This is a genomic window from Rhodoferax sp. (genome assembly GCF_013297935.1).
Taxonomy (GTDB): domain Bacteria; phylum Pseudomonadota; class Gammaproteobacteria; order Burkholderiales; family Burkholderiaceae_C; genus Allorhodoferax.
Genome location: NZ_JAAFIX010000007.1, coordinates 1 through 15780 on the forward strand (window position 1 = coordinate 1; position 15780 = coordinate 15780).

Below are 15780 nucleotides of genomic sequence, written 5' to 3' on the forward strand. Positions count from 1 at the left end.
CGCGCAAGACGCTGGGCTGGTTGACTCCATTGGAGGTGTATGGCCAGTGGCTGGCCAAGCTTGAGCACTCCCCTGATGTCATCCAATAAACTACCCTTGTGTTGCACTTTGATTTGAGTCCGCCCCTCGTTTTTATTGCGCAATAAGCTACAAAAACAGGAGCAATTACTTGTCCAATCCGAGAGCGGGCATCGCCGCAGAAGGGATGATGGCGCCCGGGTGCATCACCACCGCGGCGGCCAAGGCATTCCCCACCTGGGCCGCAGCCAGTGGCGTGCGTCCACGCAGGCGGGCTGCCAGGTAGCCCGCGGCAAAGGCATCGCCCGCTGCCGTAGTGTCTACTGGCTGCCCAATAGGCGCGACCTCGGCCACCTGCACCGGCGCACCCAGCAGACTCACCCAGCTGTGTTGCCCCCCCCGTTTGATGACCAACTCAGGGCACTGAAGTGCACGCAGGGCGTCCAGCGCCAGCGCTTCACTTTGCGCACCGGTCAACGCAAGCCACTCGTCCATGGACACCAGCACACGGTCTGACGCGACCATGGCAGCGCAAATCGCATGCCGCGCCACGGCAGCGTCCTCCCACAGCGCGGGTCGGTAATTGGTATCAAACGACACCCACCCCCCGTTCCGCCGAATAGCCTGCGCACATGCCATCAAACGCGCACGGCCTGCGGGCGGCAGGATGGCCAGGCTGATGGCGCTGAAGTGCAGCCCCTGCAGCTGGGTGCTGTGCTGCTCCAGAGGAGTGCTGCCATCGGGGGCAGCGTCAAAGTAGGTGCGGGCGGCACTGGTGTCGCGCCAGTAGCTGAAATGGCGCTCTCCTTGCCCGTCCACATGGATGGCATACAGCCCCGTGCGACCACCCGACACACTGCGCAGCAGCGACAGGCCCAACCCTTCCCCGACCCAGAACTCACGCATGCTGGCGGCGAACGGGTCATCGCCCGTTCCCATGGCCCAACAGACTGCGGGGCCCTGTTCTGCGAGCAAGCGCGCGAGGTACACCGCCGTATTGCAAGTGTCTCCGGCGAAGGCCTGGCGCCACAGGCCCTCCGCCTGCGGCCGCAACTCCACCATGCACTCACCGAAACAGACAATGGGCAGCGTAGACACTGCGGAGCCTGACAAGGAAGGAGTCACGCCAACCCTCCGCTCACTTGAGTGCCTGCACCTTCTCGAACAGCTCGCGGCTCCAAGGCGTATCGGCCGCCGTCATGGGGCCACGTACCGCAGCCGCAAAGGGCGCACGGTCCACCTTGTTGACGGTCTTGCCGCGTTTGACAAACTCATCCACCAGCTTGTTTTCCGCGTCCTGGATGTCGGCACTGGCGCGGGTGGAGGCATCCCACAGCACGGCTTCCACCGTCTTGCGGTCTTCTGCATTCAGGCGCTGCCAGGCCGAGTTGGACACGATGGTGACCAAGGATTCGGTGATGTGGCCGGTCAGCGTGATGTACTTTTGCACCTCGTAGAACTTCTTGGCGTCGATGGTGGGCAGGGGATTTTCCTGCGCGTCCACGGTGCCGTTCTGCAGCGCGAGGTACACCTCGGCAAATGCGATCGGCGTGGGGTTGGCACCCACGGCCTTGGGGAACATCATGAAGATGGGCGCATCCGGCACCCGCAGCTTCAGGCCCTTCATGTCCTCGGGCTTGGTGATGGGCTTGTTCGACGTCATGTGGCGCAGACCGTAATAGGTGTAGCCCACGATCTGGTTGCCGCCCGACTTGGCCTCATATTGGTTGCTGAGCTCGCGCCACAAAGGGCTGGCTCGGAACGCTTCCCAGTGTGCGTGGTCGCGGAACACAAACGGCGCCGAGGACAGCGACAGCGCCGGCAGGGTGCGCCCTGCAAACGCCATACCGGTGTAAATAATGTCCACCGTGCCCATGGTCAGGCCCTGGTTGATTTCTGTTTCCTTGCCCAGCTGCGAGCTCGGGAACACATCGATCAGCACGCGGCCGGCGGTGCGCTTCTTCACCTCGTCGGCGGCCCAGAGGGCCTGCTTGTGGTACGACTCGGTGGCCTCGTAGACGTGGGCCCACTTAAGCTTGGTTTGGGCTTGCGCCAAGCTGGCGGACAAGCCGGTGACCGCGCAGAGTGCGGCTAGGGCCAGATTGCTGAGTAGTGTGCGTTTTTGCATGGTGTCTCCTCGTTGGTGTTGGGTTGGAATCAGGCCTTGAGGCCGAGCTTATGGATCAGGGACTTGAACGCTTCGTGGTCGCGGCGCAAGGTGGCCTTGAGGGTGGCGTCATCGCCCCAGGCGTAGCCCAGGTTGAGCTTGCCCATGGCCTCCTTCATGGCGGGCTCCCCCATGGTTTTCTGTGCCATCACCTTGAGTGCCTCTACGGCCTCAGGCGGTGTGCCCTTGGCCACTCCCAACCCGCGCCAAGTGCCAATGCTCAAATCCACGCCGCGCTCCTTGAGCGTGGGCACTTTTTCGAACCCGGCCACCCGTTGGTCCGCCATGATGGCCAGGGTCTTGAGCTTGCCGCTCTGCACAAACACGCTCACCTCGGCCGGACTCACGGCCACCGCATCCAGGTGCCCGCCCATCAAGGCCAGTACCGCAGGGTTGGCGCCGGGGAAGGGAATGTGATTGAAGGTGATGCCGGTGCGGTCTTCCAGCGAAGCTGCGGCCAGGTGCCAGATGGAGCCATTCCCCGCGTTGCCCATGGACAAGGGGTTGGGTGCCTTGCGGGCCGCCGCCAGAAACTCTTCCACAGTGTTCCAAGGGGCATCAGCACGCACGGTGATGGCAGCCGGGTCCGCATTCAAGCGGGCAATGGGTACAAAGTCTTCGTGGGTGAACTTGGTCAGACCGAGGTGTGGCAAGGTAGTAATCTCCACCGTCATCACGGCCAGTTTGTACCCTTCCGGCTTGCCATTGATCACATCATTCCAACCTATGGCGCCACTCGCACCGGGCTTGTTCACCACCACCAGCGGTTGCGAAAAATGCTTACGGGCAGCATCGGCAAAGGCGCGTGCCAGGGCATCGGTGCCGCCGCCGGCCTGAAACGGCACTACCAACTCCACCGGACGGTCCGGGTAATTGCTGGCCGCCAAGGCGGCAGTACTCCAGGGCAGGGATGCACCCGCCAGGGCGGTCACAAAAGCACGTCTATGCATGAACAGTCTCCAAGTTTGAAACAAAGATCACAGGGAATGCGCCATCAACCCAAGGCGCGCGGCAGCCACAGAGAAATGGCAGGAATAAAAGTCACCAGCCCCAGGGCCAGCAGCAGCGGCACCATCCAGGGCAGGATGGCCATGGTCGTGCGCTCGACCGACAGCTTGGCGACTCGCGCCAGCACAAAGAGCACCATGCCCATGGGTGGGTGGAGCAGGCCGATCATGAGGTTGAGCACCATCACCAGACCAAAGTGCACCGGGTCGATGCCGAAGTGGTGGACGATGGGCAGCAGGATGGGAACCAGAATGGTGATAGCCGCCGTAGGCTCCAGAAAACAGCCTACGAACAGCATCAACGCATTGGCCAATAGCAAGAAGTGCCAGGGCTCGGTCGCAAAGGTCAGAATCCACTGCGCAATGACCTCGGTGGTCCGTGTGGCGGTAAGCATCCAGCCGAAGATGGAGGCCGCGGCCACGATGAACAGCACGGTCGACGTCGTCTCCACGGTGTCCATAGACGCCTTCACGAAGGTCTGCCATGTCAACGTGCGGTACCACACCAAGCCGAGGAACAGGGCCCAGATGCAAGCCGCAATGGCGCCTTCCGTGGCAGTGAAAAGGCCCGAGGTCATGCCGCCGATCAGCAGCACCGGCGTCATGATGGGCAGCACCGCATTGAAAGCAAACCGACGGTCAGCCCACAACAAGGCCGCCAACATGCCCCCAAAAGCCAGCGGTAAACCAACACCCCATTTCACGAGCGCCCAGATGCTCAAGGGAAACGCCAACACCAGAAACAACTCGACCAACGCCTTGCGAACCTTGGTCCACTCCCACGGAATATCGCCACCCCAACCCTTGCGGTGGGCAAACCATGCCACCGTAGCCATCATCAGCAAGGTCATCACCAAGCCAGGCAGCAGTCCCGCCAAGAACAAGGACCCGACCGATACGTTGGCAAACATGGCATAGATCACAAACGGCAACGAAGGCGGAATGATGGGCCCCAGGGTGGCAGACGCCGCCGTCACGCCAACCGCGAATTCGGCGTCGTAACCATGCTCGCGCATGGCCTTGATTTCAATGGTGCCCAGGCCCGCAGCGTCGGCCACAGCGGTGCCGCTCATGCCGGCGAAGACCACCGATCCCACAATGTTCACATGGCCCAAGCCGCCCTTGGCCCAGCCCACCAGAGCCAACGCAAAGTTGTAGATACGGGTGGTAATGCCCCCCACGTTCATCAGGTTGCCGGCCAGAATGAAGAAGGGCACCGCCAGCAAAGGAAAGCTGTCTATACCCGACACCATGCGGTGCACCACCACAAACGCCGGGGGATTGCCTTCGGCCAGCACGTAAATGAGTGATGCACCCGCCATGGCGATGGCGACCGGAATGCCGGCCCCCATCAGCACCAAAAACAAGAGCTTGAAAGCACCGGCGCTCATGGGGACACCTCCGGGTTTTCCAACACCGACACACCTGCACGCTGATGACGAATGGCAATGGCCACCGCCCGCCAGGTCATCAGTCCAAAGCCGAGCAAGACCGCGCCATACACAATGCCCATAGGCAAATCAACGACCGCCATGGGGCTGCCACCAATGCGGTCGATCAGCTGCACCGTGAGCACACACGCCGTCCCCAGAAAGGCAACGCGCACCACATCCACCACCGTGGCCATGGCCCGCGCCACTCGGGCGGGCAGGTGGCGGTACACATAGTCCACCTGAATATGGTTGTTGCGCCGCACCCCTACGGCGGCCCCCACAAACACCACACCAATCAACAAGTAGCGGGCAATCTCTTCGGTCCAGCTGGCCGAGTCGTTGAGCACGTAGCGGGTGAAAAATTGGTAGAACACCACCACACCCAGCACCCAGAACAGGGCCACAGACAACCAGTCTTCCGCCCGGTAGCGAGTGAAGTCGACCGGTTCGTCGTCCACTTGAAAATGCATCTCTGCGGACACCGCCGCAAGTTTTGCATCCGGTGGAGTGGCAGTGTCGAGGCGGGGCCCCGCAACATCGGGAAGTCGTGCAGTCATTCGTGGGCTCTCCAGGCTGAAGCAAATCGGATTTCGGCGTTTTTCATGTGCAGGCGCATGGCATTGCGGGCAGCGTCAGGGTCGCGCGACACCACGGCGTCGAGCAGCAACTCGTGCTCGGCAAAGGCCTGGGCCCAAATACTTTGGCCGGTGAAGTGCGACTCCAGCCGCATATACAGCGGGCCCGTGCGCTGCTCCCACAGCTGCTGCACTACCAGCAGCAAGGCGCTGTTGCCACTGGCCTCGGCAATGCACTGGTGAAACGCTTGGTCAGCGGCAATGCCTTCCGGCCCATGCGACTCGTAGCGCCGCATGTCCAGCACAGCTTGGCGCATGCGCTCCAGGTGCAGTTCGGTGGCATGGCTGGCGGCCAGTGCCGCACATTCACTTTCGATGATCCAACGAGCGCGTATCAGGTCAAACGGCCCGGGCGCGATCTGGCGCTCACCCAGCGACGCCGCGCTGGGCCGCGCCAACACGGTCACACCGGCGCCCACCCGCACATCCACCACGCCCTCTACCTCCAGCGCAATCAGGGCTTCGCGCACGCTGGGCCGACTCACCTTCAGGCGCTCTGCCAGATCGCGCTCGGAGGGCAGGCGGCTTCCCACGGGAAACTCACCGCCCAAAATCATCCGGGAAATTTGCTCCGCAATCTGGCGGTACAGACGGCGGGAATCGGTGTGAGGCAAAGACATAAGAAGGAGATATTGGGGAAATAAATTGGTCTGACCAATATTCTCTCCGACAGCACCAACATCACACAACCTAGAGGAATCACCTAAGGGTAAGCGATATGTTTTTTCGTGATGCACGAAAAAACACTATAAAAACAATAACTTATAAGAGCTCAAAATAGTTTATCGAGAGAATTAAGTGTCAAGGTGTTCGTACAACTCCACTACAAATGGACTGACCAATGGTTGAATAGCACCTTCTTCACTAGCTGCCCTATCGCTATCCCCATGGAAATTCGCCACAACGTCCACCCCGAACACGCCCGCACTCTGGACACTGCGGGCCTGCGCCTCCACTTCCTCATCGAACAGGTGCTGGTCGATGGCGAACTGCACTTCACCTACAGCCACATTGACCGTCTGGTCCTGGGCGGCGCTGTGCCCACCCAGACGCCGCTGGCGCTGGGCGACGACCTGGCACGCCAGTTCGCCGTGCCGTTTTTTCTGGCGCGGCGCGAGCTGGGCACCATCAACATTGGTGGTGCAGGTTGGGTCATGGTGAACGGCGTGCGTTTTGACGTGAACGAACGCGAAGCCCTGTACATCGGCGCGGGGGCCAAGGACGTCGTCTTCCACAGTGTCGACCCGGCCCAACCGGCGCGCTTCTACATCAACTGCGCGCCAGCCCACACCAGCTACCCCACACGCCGCATCACGCTGGACGAGGCCGCGCCCGTTACCCTGGGCGACCCGCTCACCAGCAACCGGCGCACCATCCACAAGTTCATCGTGCCTTCGGTACTGTCCACCTGCCAGCTCACCATGGGCATGACGGTGCTGGCCCCTGGAAGCCTGTGGAACACCATGCCCTGCCACACGCACGAGCGACGCATGGAGGCGTACTTCTATTTCGACATGGCGCCGGACGCCGCCGTCTTCCACCTCATGGGCGAGCCCTCCGAGACCCGCCACCTGGTAGTGCGCAACCAGCAGGCCGTGCTGAGCCCCAGCTGGTCGCTGCACAGTGGCGTGGGCACCCAGTCCTACACGTTTATCTGGGGCATGGTGGGTGAGAACCAGGTGTTTGACGACATGGACCACCTCAGCGTGGCGCAGCTGGCATGAGCGCCCAGCCCCTGCAAACCGCTGCCGCCTCGCCCTTTCGCCTGGACGGCCAGGTCGCCGTAGTCACCGGCGCCAGCCGGGGCCTGGGCCAGGCCATGGCCGTGGCGCTGGCCCAGGCCGGCGCCGATGTGGTCGGCATGGCATCGTCGGACCAGAGCGCCACCGCAGACCTGGTGCAAGCCACGGGTCGACGCTTTCTGTCCCTCCCCATCGACCTGGGCCGCACCAGCGCGGCAGAACAAGCGGCCTGCATGGACCGCGCCGCAGAATGGAAGGGCCGGCTCGATGTGCTGGTGAACAATGCCGGCATCATCCGCCGCGCCGACGCACTGGACACCACCGCCGAAGACTGGCGTGCAGTGTTGAACATCAACCTGGATGCGGCCTTCTACATCGCGCAGGCCGCAGCCCGCCACATGCAACGCCAAGCCACGGGCGGCAGCATCATCAACATCGCCTCCATGCTGTCCTTCCAGGGCGGCATTCGGGTGCCGGCCTATGCCGCGGCAAAAAGCGCCCTCACCGGCCTGACGCGCGCGCTGTGCAATGAGTGGGCGCCGCTGGGCATCCGCGTCAATGCCATCGCGCCCGGCTACATGGCTACCGACAACACCGCCGCATTGCAAGCCGATCCAGAGCGCAATGCCGCCATCCTGGCGCGCATCCCCGCCGCACGCTGGGGGCAGCCAGAAGATATGGCCGGTGCAGTGGTGTTTCTGGCGTCACCAGCGGCGGTCTATGTCAACGGACACACGCTGGCGGTGGACGGCGGCTGGCTCGCTCGATAGCTTTTTTTCGACGAAAAAGCGCATCCAGCCCTCGTGGAATATGCGCCAATAGCTACTGTTTTTATAGCAACCTAACAGCCAGCGACGCTGAGCTTGCGGTACAGCGTTTGCCGGCTGATACCAAGCTGGCGGGCGGCCAGCGATACGTTACCGCGCGTGGCCTCCAGAGTTTGCTGAATGGCGGCGTGCGACAAAGCCTGCAGGCTCTGGGGCAGTTGCACAGCTGCAGGCGGAGCCCCGGGAGGTGCTGTCCCCATGATGGCTGCCTGACCAGACAGACTAGCCGTGACCGCTGGTGCAATCGCTTGCAAAGCGTCCAACAAGTCGTCGGGCATGTGGGCCCAGTCGAGCGTGTCTTCGCCCTCTTGCAGCATGGCGCAGGCGGTGCGCAGCACGCTGGCGTATTGCCGCAGGTTGCCGGGCCAGGGGTAGGTGCTGAGGCGGGCCATGAGCTCGGGGGCAACTTGCACCGGCAGCTCCGGGCTCAGGTCGGCCAGCAGGCGCTCGGTCAGGGCCACCCTGTCGCTGCGCTCGCGCAGGGCTGGCAGGGTGATGGTCAGGCCGTTGATGCGGTAATACAAATCCTGGCGGAAGGCGCCTTTTTCCGACGCATCGGCCAGCTTGCAGTGGGTGGCGCAGACCAGCGCAAAGTCCACCGGCACCGCTTTGCCGGCGCCCACCGGCGTGACGGTGCGCTCTTGCAGCACGCGCAGCAGACGGGTTTGCATAGCCAAGGGCATGTCGCCGATTTCGTCCAGGAACAGGGTGCCGCCATGGGCCTCGCGCAGGCGGCCCACGCTGCCCTCTTTGCGCGCACCGGTGAAGGCGCCGGCCACGTAGCCAAACAATTCAGACTCGATCAGGCTCTCCGGAATGGCACCGCAGTTGATAGCCACAAACGGGCCCTCGCGGCGCGGGCCAGTGGCGTGCAGGGCGCGGGCGAACATTTCTTTGCCCACGCCGGACTCCCCCTGAATCAGCAAGGGAATCGGCTTGGCCACCACGCGGCGCGCCTTGTCCGCGGCGCTGCGCCAGCGGGCGTCGCCGGTGTCCAGCGCGCCCAGGGCGTCTACGCCAGGGCGCGCGGTGGTAGCCGTGGCCACAGGAGCGGCGTGGCGGGTGGCGGGCAGGGCCGCCGGGTCCACTTGCACTTGGGCAAACACCACCGCGCCGTTGTGCAAGCGCAGCTGCTGGGCCTGCTGGGGGCGGCGTTTGTGGCGGGAGAGCAGGTCGTCCAGCCGGACATCGAGCACCCGCTCCAGCAAGGTCGCGCCAATGTCGCCGGTGTGCAGCCGCAAGAGGGCCAGCCCCACGCGGTTGGCCCCCACAATCCAGCCGTCGTCTGACAGCGCGATGATGCCTTCGGCCACACTGCCGATTCCCTCGGGGTGGGCGTGCAGGTGCAGCCTAATGTTGCGTTTGCAGGTGGCCACCATCAGGCGGTTTTCAATCATGCGGGCAGCGGTGCTGACCAGCCCCAAGGTGTGCGCATGGCCGTTGCGGTGGTCGCCGGAAATATCCAGAATGCCGCACAACTCGCCGGTGGCCGACAAAATCGGCGAAGCCGCGCAGGTCAAAAAGCCATTGCGCTCCAAGAAATGCTCGGAGCCATGAATCTCTACCGCGCCACGCTCGGCCACTGCGGTGCCGATGGCGTTGGTACCCCGGTGCGCCTCGGCCCAGGAGGCGCCACTGGTGAGCGCCACGCGCTCAGCCTTGTCCACAAAATGCGGGTCGCCCAAGGTGTGCATCAGCATGCCGGCAGAGTCGGCCAGCACCACCACGCTCTGGCTCTGGCGCACCTGGTCAAACACGTATTCCATGACCGGGCGGGAGTGGGCGAGCAGCGCATGGTTGCTGGCCAGCACATGGCGCAAGTGGTGGGTGCTGGCGTGCTCGGGGGACACCCGGGCGGTGGGCGCCAGACCGGCCGCCATGCTGCGATGCCACGAGCGCGCCAGCCGCTCATCGACGATACCGCTCGGGCACTGCCCGGTTTCCAATAGCTGCTGCCGGGCCTGCCGCAGGGCCAACAAAGGGGAAGGTGATCGCACGTTGTCTCCTGCGCGGAGTCATGTCGCCCCGCTCTGGGTTTCAGTATGGGGGCTGAGCGCGCGGCCGGCAATGGCGCGGACCCTCAGAACTGTCCGAGTGTTCCATTTTGTGACACCTGTCACTGTGGCAAAGCATGACAGTGCGGGCTCACCGACACCTTATGCATTGCCCGACCTTAGAAAAAACCTAATGAAATCAACATCCGCCGCACCGGCCTGCGGGTGGCACGCCTCTTGAGAGAAGAGTGCACCTGCCGGAAGCCAATCCGCAGGAAATCAAACCAAGCACAAGAGGACGACCACCATGGCTATTTACGCAGCACCCGGCGCCGCAGGCGCCAAGATCGCTTACAAATCCCAGTACAACAACTTCATCGGTGGCAAGTTTGTAGCCCCGGTCAAGGGCCAGTACTTTGACGTCATCACGCCGGTCAGCGGCAAGGTCTACACCCAGGCCGCCCGGTCGACTGCCGAAGACATTGAGCTGGCGCTCGACGCCGCCCACGCCGCCGCAGACGCCTGGGGCAAGACCGACGCGGCCACCCGCGCCAACACCCTGCTGAAGATTGCCGACCGCATCGAGCAAAACCTGGAACTGCTGGCCTACGCCGAAACCGTGGACAACGGCAAAGCGATCCGCGAAACGCTGAACGCCGACATCCCGCTCACCGTAGACCACTTTCGCTACTTTGCCGGTTGCGTGCGCGCCCAAGAAGGCGCGCTTTCCAACATTGATGAGAACACCGTGGCGTACCACATCCAGGAACCCTTGGGCGTGGTGGGTCAGATCATTCCGTGGAACTTCCCTATTCTGATGGCGGCCTGGAAGCTGGCACCTGCGCTGGGCGCTGGCAACTGTGTGGTGCTCAAGCCCGCGGAAAGCACCCCCATCTCTATCCTGATTTTGGCCGAGCTGATTGCCGACTTGCTGCCCCCCGGTGTGCTCAACATCGTCAACGGCTATGGCCGCGAAGCCGGCATGCCTTTGGCGACCAGCAAGCGCATCGCCAAAATCGCCTTCACCGGATCCACCACCACCGGCCGCGTGATTGCGCAAGCCGCTGCCAACAACCTGATTCCCGCGACACTGGAGCTGGGCGGCAAGAGCCCCAATGTCTTCTTTGCCGACATCATGGACAAGGACGACGCGTTTCTCGACAAGGCCATTGAAGGCTTGGTGCTGTTTGCCTTCAACCAGGGGGAGGTGTGCACCTGCCCATCGCGCGCACTGATTCAAGAAAGCATCTACGACAAGTTCATGGAGCGTGTCTTGAAGCGCGTGGCCGCTATCAAGCACATGAACCCGCTGGACACCGACAGCATGATGGGCGCGCAAGCCTCCAAAGAGCAGCTGACCAAAATCTTGTCGTACCTGGACCTGGGCAAGCAAGAAGGCGCTGAAGTGCTGGCCGGCGGTGAGCAGGCCCACTTGGGTGGCGACCTCGAGGGCGGCTACTACGTGCAGCCCACCTTGTTCAAGGGCCACAACAAGATGCGCATTTTCCAGGAAGAGATCTTCGGCCCCGTGCTGGCCGTGACCACTTTCAAGGACGAAGCCGAAGCCCTGGAAATCGCTAACGACACGCTGTACGGCCTGGGCGCCGGTGTGTGGAGCCGCAATGGCAATGTGGCCTACCGCATGGGCCGCGCCATCAAGGCCGGCCGCGTGTGGACCAACTGCTACCACGCCTACCCTGCGCACGCTGCGTTTGGCGGCTACAAGGAATCGGGCATTGGCCGCGAAACCCACAAGATGATGCTGGACCACTACCAGCAGACCAAGAACCTGCTGGTTTCTTACTCGGAAAGCAAGTTGGGCTTCTTTTAAGGTGTAAGCAAAGCCCCTTCTTGCCGGAGGGGTTGCCAAGCGGCTACCCCAAGGGCGCCCACCTCATACTGGAGTACCAGAAATCGGTGGTCACCCTTGGGGTAGCCGCTTGGCTTTTTGCGGTGAGATGGTGGTACACCCACCACCCAGCGTCGGGGGCTGTGCGGGCGGACGCCGATTTCTGGTACCCCAGTATGAGGCGGCCGCCCGCACAGCCCCCGACGCTGCGAGCGCCAATAATCCGAAAAACAGGAGACAAAAACTATGGTCGACAAAGTAGTAGCCACCCCCGCCGCACTGGAACTGGTGGCCTTCCTCAAAACCAAACACGGCCCCGACCTCATGTTCCACCAAAGCGGGGGCTGCTGCGACAACAGCGCGGCTAACTGCTACCTGCCCGGTGAAATCACCATGGGTGCGGGCGACGTGTATTTGGGTGACATCGGCGGCAGCCCGTTCTACATCGGCATCGGGCAATACGAGTACTGGAAACACACCCAACTCATCATCGACGTGATCGAAGGCCACGGCGGCACGTTTTCACTGGAAGGGCCCGAGGGCAAGGCCTTTCACACCCGCTCGCGCGTGTTCACGGATGCCGAGTTGGCGGAATTGGGAATCCCAAAACCAGCCGCTTGAAATTGGCACAAAATAGGGCTCTAGCCCCCTATTTCATTGCGCAATCAGCTCCTGATTTCATAGCGTCACGCCATAAACTCCATGTCCCACGGGTAGTCGGCCCGGCCGGCTGGTGTGCCGAAGTTATTGATGTTGGCCAACACCCCCGGCATTTCGGCATCGGTCACCCCGAACCATTTGGCCAAGGTCGCGGCGTACTGATCTACCGAAGTGCGCGGCAGCAATCGGCCCTGCCCCACATGCCACTGCTCCGCAGCCGAGTACACGCGGGGTGAGCCGGTGCCATCGGTCACGTTGATGGGCGGGGCTTCGCCATAAAAGCGTTTGCCGTTCACCGCACCACCCACCACAAAATGGTGACTGCCCCAGCCATGGTCTGAGCCGTCCCCGTTGGAGGCGAGTGTGCGACCGAAGTCGGATGCGGTAAACGCCGTTACCTGGTTCGCCAACCCCATCTCGTCGGTAGCGTTGTAAAACGCAGTCATAGCGGCACTGACTCGGCCCAACAAGCCCCCGTGGTCCCGGATCAGGTTGTCATGCAGGTCAAACCCGCCCATAGAAACAAAGAACACCTGCCGCCGCGCGCCCAGCTGGCTGCGGCCTTTGATCAAGCGCGCCACCATTTTCAGCTGCTGGCCCAGAGAGTCGGTGGGAAACACCGTGCTGGGCTCTGCAAGGGCCAGTGCCGTGGTGACGGCAGCTTCGGCATCCAGCGCCCGCTTGGTAACGGCGTTGTACTCGTTCTCAAGTTTGTGTGCCCGGTTCTCACGCAGCATGTTGTTAATGGCTGTGGCCACCGCCGCGCTGCCGTAGACCGTGGAGTTGGTGGCCGGTCTGATCTTGATTGCTCCATTCGTGCTACTGACCTGGTACTGCAACGCAGTATCACCCGACAAAAACACCGCATTGCCCGATACCGAGATTGCGGTAAACACCGAGGTGCTGTTCAAGCTGTTGCTCAGCGCCAGATCGCCCAGATTCCCGCCCCAGCCCACGGTCGACCCTTCGGGTGAGGACGACTGCCAGATACTTTGCTGGTCATTGTGCGAAAAAAGCTGCGGAGGCCGCGGGTTCGTCACCCGGTCGCTGCTGTTGTACTGGGTGCGGGTGAGTGGCTTGACCAGCGGGCCGACATTGAGTTGCACCGCCATCTTGCCGGAGTTGAACAGCCCGGCCAAGCCTGTCATCGCCGGGTTCAGTGCAAATTGGCGGGTCGTCTGCCCCTGGCTATCGGTCAATGCCACGGAAGGGCTCAGCAGGGTGGGGGTCAGTGCAGATTTGGCCAGGGCAATACCCCCGGCCGTTTGCCCCGAGCCACCGCCCCGGATGGTGCTGTAGAGGTTGTAGTTGGCATCGTCGTAGGGGATCAGGGTGTTGGCATAGTCGTTGCCACCGAACAAAAACACGCACACCAGCGCCTTGTAATCATTGCCCGGGGCGTTGAAGGCAGCCGCTTCCCCCATGGCTGCCAGATTCAAGGCAAAAGGAAGAGCCGTTCCGGTCAAGGCCAGCTGGCCTGAGCGCCGCAAAAAAGCGCGACGTTGGGGGTTGTGCAGATCGTGAGAATTCATGGGGTCCGCCTTATTTCTGCACTAGGTACTCAACATTGGCCATCACCATCAGCACCGCCGCGCAGACACGGTTGCGTTTGACGGTTGCGCTACTGCTGGCGGTAACACTCACGCTCAGCAGGGCATTCACGATGGCCGTGACCGTGGTCCCGGAGAGTTGGCCGCCGGCTAGCAACAAATTGAGGCGCTGCACCAGCGCGGCTGGGTCCAGCACCAAGGTCAATTCAGTGGCGTAGCCGGCTTTGATGTCCGCAGAGCTCAGACCACTGTCAATCACCGTCATCATGTAATTGAGGTAGCCGCCCACGCTACTTTCGTTCACGATCTGGAACTCAGGTGCGACCTTACCCGTACTCAACCCGGTTGCAGGTGGAGCCACTGTCGATGGTGGAACGTAACCCGGCCTGAAAAAGTTGAACACCGACGGCGAGCGCAAAGGGCTTTGCCCTAAGGCGCTGCCGGGCGAACTCAGGTCACCGATCTTCCAGGCACCGCTGGCGGACACTACGCCGAATGTGCGCACCCACTGCACCAGGCGCAGCATGGGTTCGCGCAGTTTCCCGAACTCCGGAGCACTCAGGCCTGTGGCGTTGCGGGCCTCGTCATCCAGCAAGATGGCCGCAAACACGTGCGCGAGGTCACCGCGCACACCGCTCCCGTTATTCACAAACACGGCCGCGACGCGACCGACATACGCAGCGCTGGGATTGCTGGTCACCAGCCGCTGAATCAATTGTTTGCAAATAAACGGGGGCGTGTTGGCATGGTTGAACAAGGTGTCCAACGCCGTTTTCAGGGCCGCTGCACCGGCCGTGTTGGCGGGCACCGTCACACCCAGAAAGCTGGCCGCCAGCGTAGAGTGGTTCGAGGCGGTGAGCTTCATCGGAAGCCGCACGTACGTGGTGTTGGGGATATTGCGCGTACCGCCGCCGGTTTGCGCGATCACGGTGTCGACGTTCTGGCTGCGGTCCACGTCGTAGCCGGTAAACACCCGGGCCAGGTTGCTGACATCGCTGGAGGTGTAGGTCTCTTGAGCTTTGCCGCTGCCATCGAGTTTCAAACTGCCGTCCGCATTCAAAAGATTCAGGCCGACGGTAAACAGCTGCATGACCTCGCGGGCATAGTTCTCGTCGGGCTGGCGGCCGGTGCTGGTGTTTTCTTTGAGGTTGCCTTTGGTGTTGAGGTAGTACCCCATCGCAGGGTTGAGGGTGATGGCCTCCAGCAGATCCCGGAAGTTGCCAAAGGCATGCTTTACCAAGGTATCCCAATAGTGCGCGATTCCGTGACTGCGCCACGAAAAGTCCAGGCCCGCCAGCGAGACAACCAATATCTCCGACAGCGCCAAGGCAGCCCGTTTGCGCATGGGGTCCGGTGCGGTCATGAGCTGACTCCAGATCATGTAGTTGCCCGGGGAATCGCTGTCGTAGTAGTTGGCGGTGTTGTACACATCGCCGTAACCTTGGCTGTTGAGCCAATCCCAACCACTGATACCGGAAGACTTGCCTATTTCCGCTTGTATCCAACCCGCATACCCCCGACTGCGCACCGAAGCGACATCTGCGTCTGTGGCGGCAAAACCGGCTTGCAATAAAAACCGGGCTGCTTGGGTGTCGGTCACGCTGGCCAGCGCACTGTAGGCCGTCGTGTTGAGCGCGACTGCGCGGCCTGCCGTGACCGGCGTGTAAGCGCTGGTCGCTGTGGAGCCACCATCACCGCCCCCTCCGCATGCACTCAATGCGGCACTCGCCAACGCAGCCACAGCCGTTGCGCTCAGTGGATGACCGGGGTCTTGCGTCTCTGGAACGCGTCGGGAAGAGAGAGTTGATGTTTCCATACAGGCCTTGGCATGGCGACATGCCGGCCATCCGGAATGTGCTCTTTCACTAGAGGTTACGGAAAGAACCCGCTTTTTCATC

Annotated in this window: 13 protein-coding genes; 4 read left to right on the forward strand and 9 right to left on the reverse strand. The window is 62.3% G+C overall.

Features of this window, described 5'->3' with window-relative positions; all coding sequences use genetic code 11:
• Positions 1-165: 165 nt before the first annotated feature.
• The 6 genes from QZW03_RS11185 to QZW03_RS11210 are packed head-to-tail and all read right to left on the reverse strand — an operon-like array spanning position 166 to position 5880.
• Positions 166-1143 (reverse strand): sugar kinase, encoded by a 978-nt coding sequence (locus QZW03_RS11185; protein ID WP_296510086.1) that lies wholly within the window; start codon positions 1141-1143, stop codon positions 166-168.
• A gap of 13 nt (positions 1144-1156) precedes the next feature.
• Positions 1157-2146, reverse strand: coding sequence for a sialic acid TRAP transporter substrate-binding protein SiaP (locus QZW03_RS11190; RefSeq protein WP_296510087.1), 990 nt, complete (start codon positions 2144-2146; stop codon positions 1157-1159).
• 29 nt (positions 2147-2175) lie between these two features.
• On the reverse strand, positions 2176-3135 hold the full coding sequence (locus QZW03_RS11195) for a tripartite tricarboxylate transporter substrate binding protein (protein ID WP_296510088.1): 960 nt from the start codon (positions 3133-3135) through the stop codon (positions 2176-2178).
• Between the two features lie 44 nt (positions 3136-3179).
• Positions 3180-4583: a TRAP transporter large permease gene (locus QZW03_RS11200; protein WP_296510089.1), complete on the reverse strand. Its 1404-nt coding sequence runs from the start codon at positions 4581-4583 to the stop codon at positions 3180-3182.
• Positions 4580-5182, reverse strand: a complete 603-nt coding sequence (locus QZW03_RS11205) for a TRAP transporter small permease (RefSeq protein ID WP_296510090.1) — start codon at positions 5180-5182, stop codon at positions 4580-4582. The genes QZW03_RS11200 and QZW03_RS11205 overlap by 4 nt, the downstream gene beginning before the upstream one ends.
• On the reverse strand, positions 5179-5880 hold the full coding sequence (locus QZW03_RS11210) for a FadR/GntR family transcriptional regulator (RefSeq protein ID WP_296510091.1): 702 nt from the start codon (positions 5878-5880) through the stop codon (positions 5179-5181). Before QZW03_RS11210 ends, QZW03_RS11205 begins: the two co-directional genes overlap by 4 nt.
• A gap of 267 nt (positions 5881-6147) precedes the next feature.
• On the opposite strand from QZW03_RS11210, the gene kduI reads away from it, so the two are divergent.
• Both kduI and kduD read left to right on the forward strand, forming a co-directional pair.
• Complete coding sequence (kduI, locus tag QZW03_RS11215; protein ID WP_296510092.1) at positions 6148-6984, forward strand: 5-dehydro-4-deoxy-D-glucuronate isomerase; 837 nt, start codon at positions 6148-6150, stop codon at positions 6982-6984.
• Complete coding sequence (gene kduD / locus QZW03_RS11220; protein WP_296510093.1) at positions 6981-7772, forward strand: 2-dehydro-3-deoxy-D-gluconate 5-dehydrogenase KduD; 792 nt, start codon at positions 6981-6983, stop codon at positions 7770-7772. The genes kduI and kduD overlap by 4 nt, the downstream gene beginning before the upstream one ends.
• 71 nt (positions 7773-7843) lie before the next feature.
• Here kduD and QZW03_RS11225 read toward each other — a convergent pair whose 3' ends face one another.
• A complete protein-coding gene (locus QZW03_RS11225; RefSeq protein WP_296510094.1) occupies positions 7844-9826 on the reverse strand; it encodes a sigma-54-dependent Fis family transcriptional regulator in 1983 nt (660 codons plus the stop codon).
• A gap of 304 nt (positions 9827-10130) precedes the next feature.
• Here QZW03_RS11225 and QZW03_RS11230 point away from each other — a divergent pair, with 304 nt between their 5' ends.
• Together QZW03_RS11230 and QZW03_RS11235 are read left to right on the forward strand one after the other, a co-directional pair.
• Positions 10131-11654, forward strand: a complete 1524-nt coding sequence (locus tag QZW03_RS11230) for an aldehyde dehydrogenase family protein (RefSeq protein WP_296510095.1) — start codon at positions 10131-10133, stop codon at positions 11652-11654.
• A gap of 264 nt (positions 11655-11918) precedes the next feature.
• Entirely contained in the window at positions 11919-12293 is a 375-nt protein-coding gene (locus QZW03_RS11235) for a DUF779 domain-containing protein (protein WP_296510096.1), read from the forward strand.
• A 65-nt stretch (positions 12294-12358) separates the two neighbouring features.
• On the opposite strand, the gene QZW03_RS11240 is transcribed toward QZW03_RS11235, so the two are convergent.
• Positions 12359-13864 (reverse strand): DUF1501 domain-containing protein, encoded by a 1506-nt coding sequence (locus QZW03_RS11240; protein ID WP_296510097.1) that lies wholly within the window; start codon positions 13862-13864, stop codon positions 12359-12361.
• A gap of 10 nt (positions 13865-13874) precedes the next feature.
• A complete protein-coding gene (locus tag QZW03_RS11245; protein WP_296510098.1) occupies positions 13875-15698 on the reverse strand; it encodes a DUF1800 domain-containing protein in 1824 nt (607 codons plus the stop codon).
• Between the last annotated feature and the right edge of the window lie 82 nt (positions 15699-15780).

Excerpts from the sequence above, each read along its gene's own strand:
- QZW03_RS11245 (WP_296510098.1), bottom strand. The coding sequence starts at position 15,698 with ATGGAAACATCAACTCTCTCTTCCCGACGCGTTCCAGAGACGCAAGAC.
- QZW03_RS11205 (WP_296510090.1), bottom strand. The coding sequence starts at position 5,182 with ATGACTGCACGACTTCCCGATGTTGCGGGGCCCCGCCTCGACACTGCC.
- QZW03_RS11235 (WP_296510096.1), top strand. The coding sequence starts at position 11,919 with ATGGTCGACAAAGTAGTAGCCACCCCCGCCGCACTGGAACTGGTGGCC.
- kduI (WP_296510092.1), top strand. The coding sequence starts at position 6,148 with ATGGAAATTCGCCACAACGTCCACCCCGAACACGCCCGCACTCTGGAC.
- kduD (WP_296510093.1), top strand. The coding sequence starts at position 6,981 with ATGAGCGCCCAGCCCCTGCAAACCGCTGCCGCCTCGCCCTTTCGCCTG.
- QZW03_RS11190 (WP_296510087.1), bottom strand. The coding sequence starts at position 2,146 with ATGCAAAAACGCACACTACTCAGCAATCTGGCCCTAGCCGCACTCTGC.
- QZW03_RS11200 (WP_296510089.1), bottom strand. The coding sequence starts at position 4,583 with ATGAGCGCCGGTGCTTTCAAGCTCTTGTTTTTGGTGCTGATGGGGGCC.
- QZW03_RS11230 (WP_296510095.1), top strand. The coding sequence starts at position 10,131 with ATGGCTATTTACGCAGCACCCGGCGCCGCAGGCGCCAAGATCGCTTAC.
- QZW03_RS11210 (WP_296510091.1), bottom strand. The coding sequence starts at position 5,880 with ATGTCTTTGCCTCACACCGATTCCCGCCGTCTGTACCGCCAGATTGCG.
- QZW03_RS11240 (WP_296510097.1), bottom strand. The coding sequence starts at position 13,864 with ATGAATTCTCACGATCTGCACAACCCCCAACGTCGCGCTTTTTTGCGG.
- QZW03_RS11195 (WP_296510088.1), bottom strand. The coding sequence starts at position 3,135 with ATGCATAGACGTGCTTTTGTGACCGCCCTGGCGGGTGCATCCCTGCCC.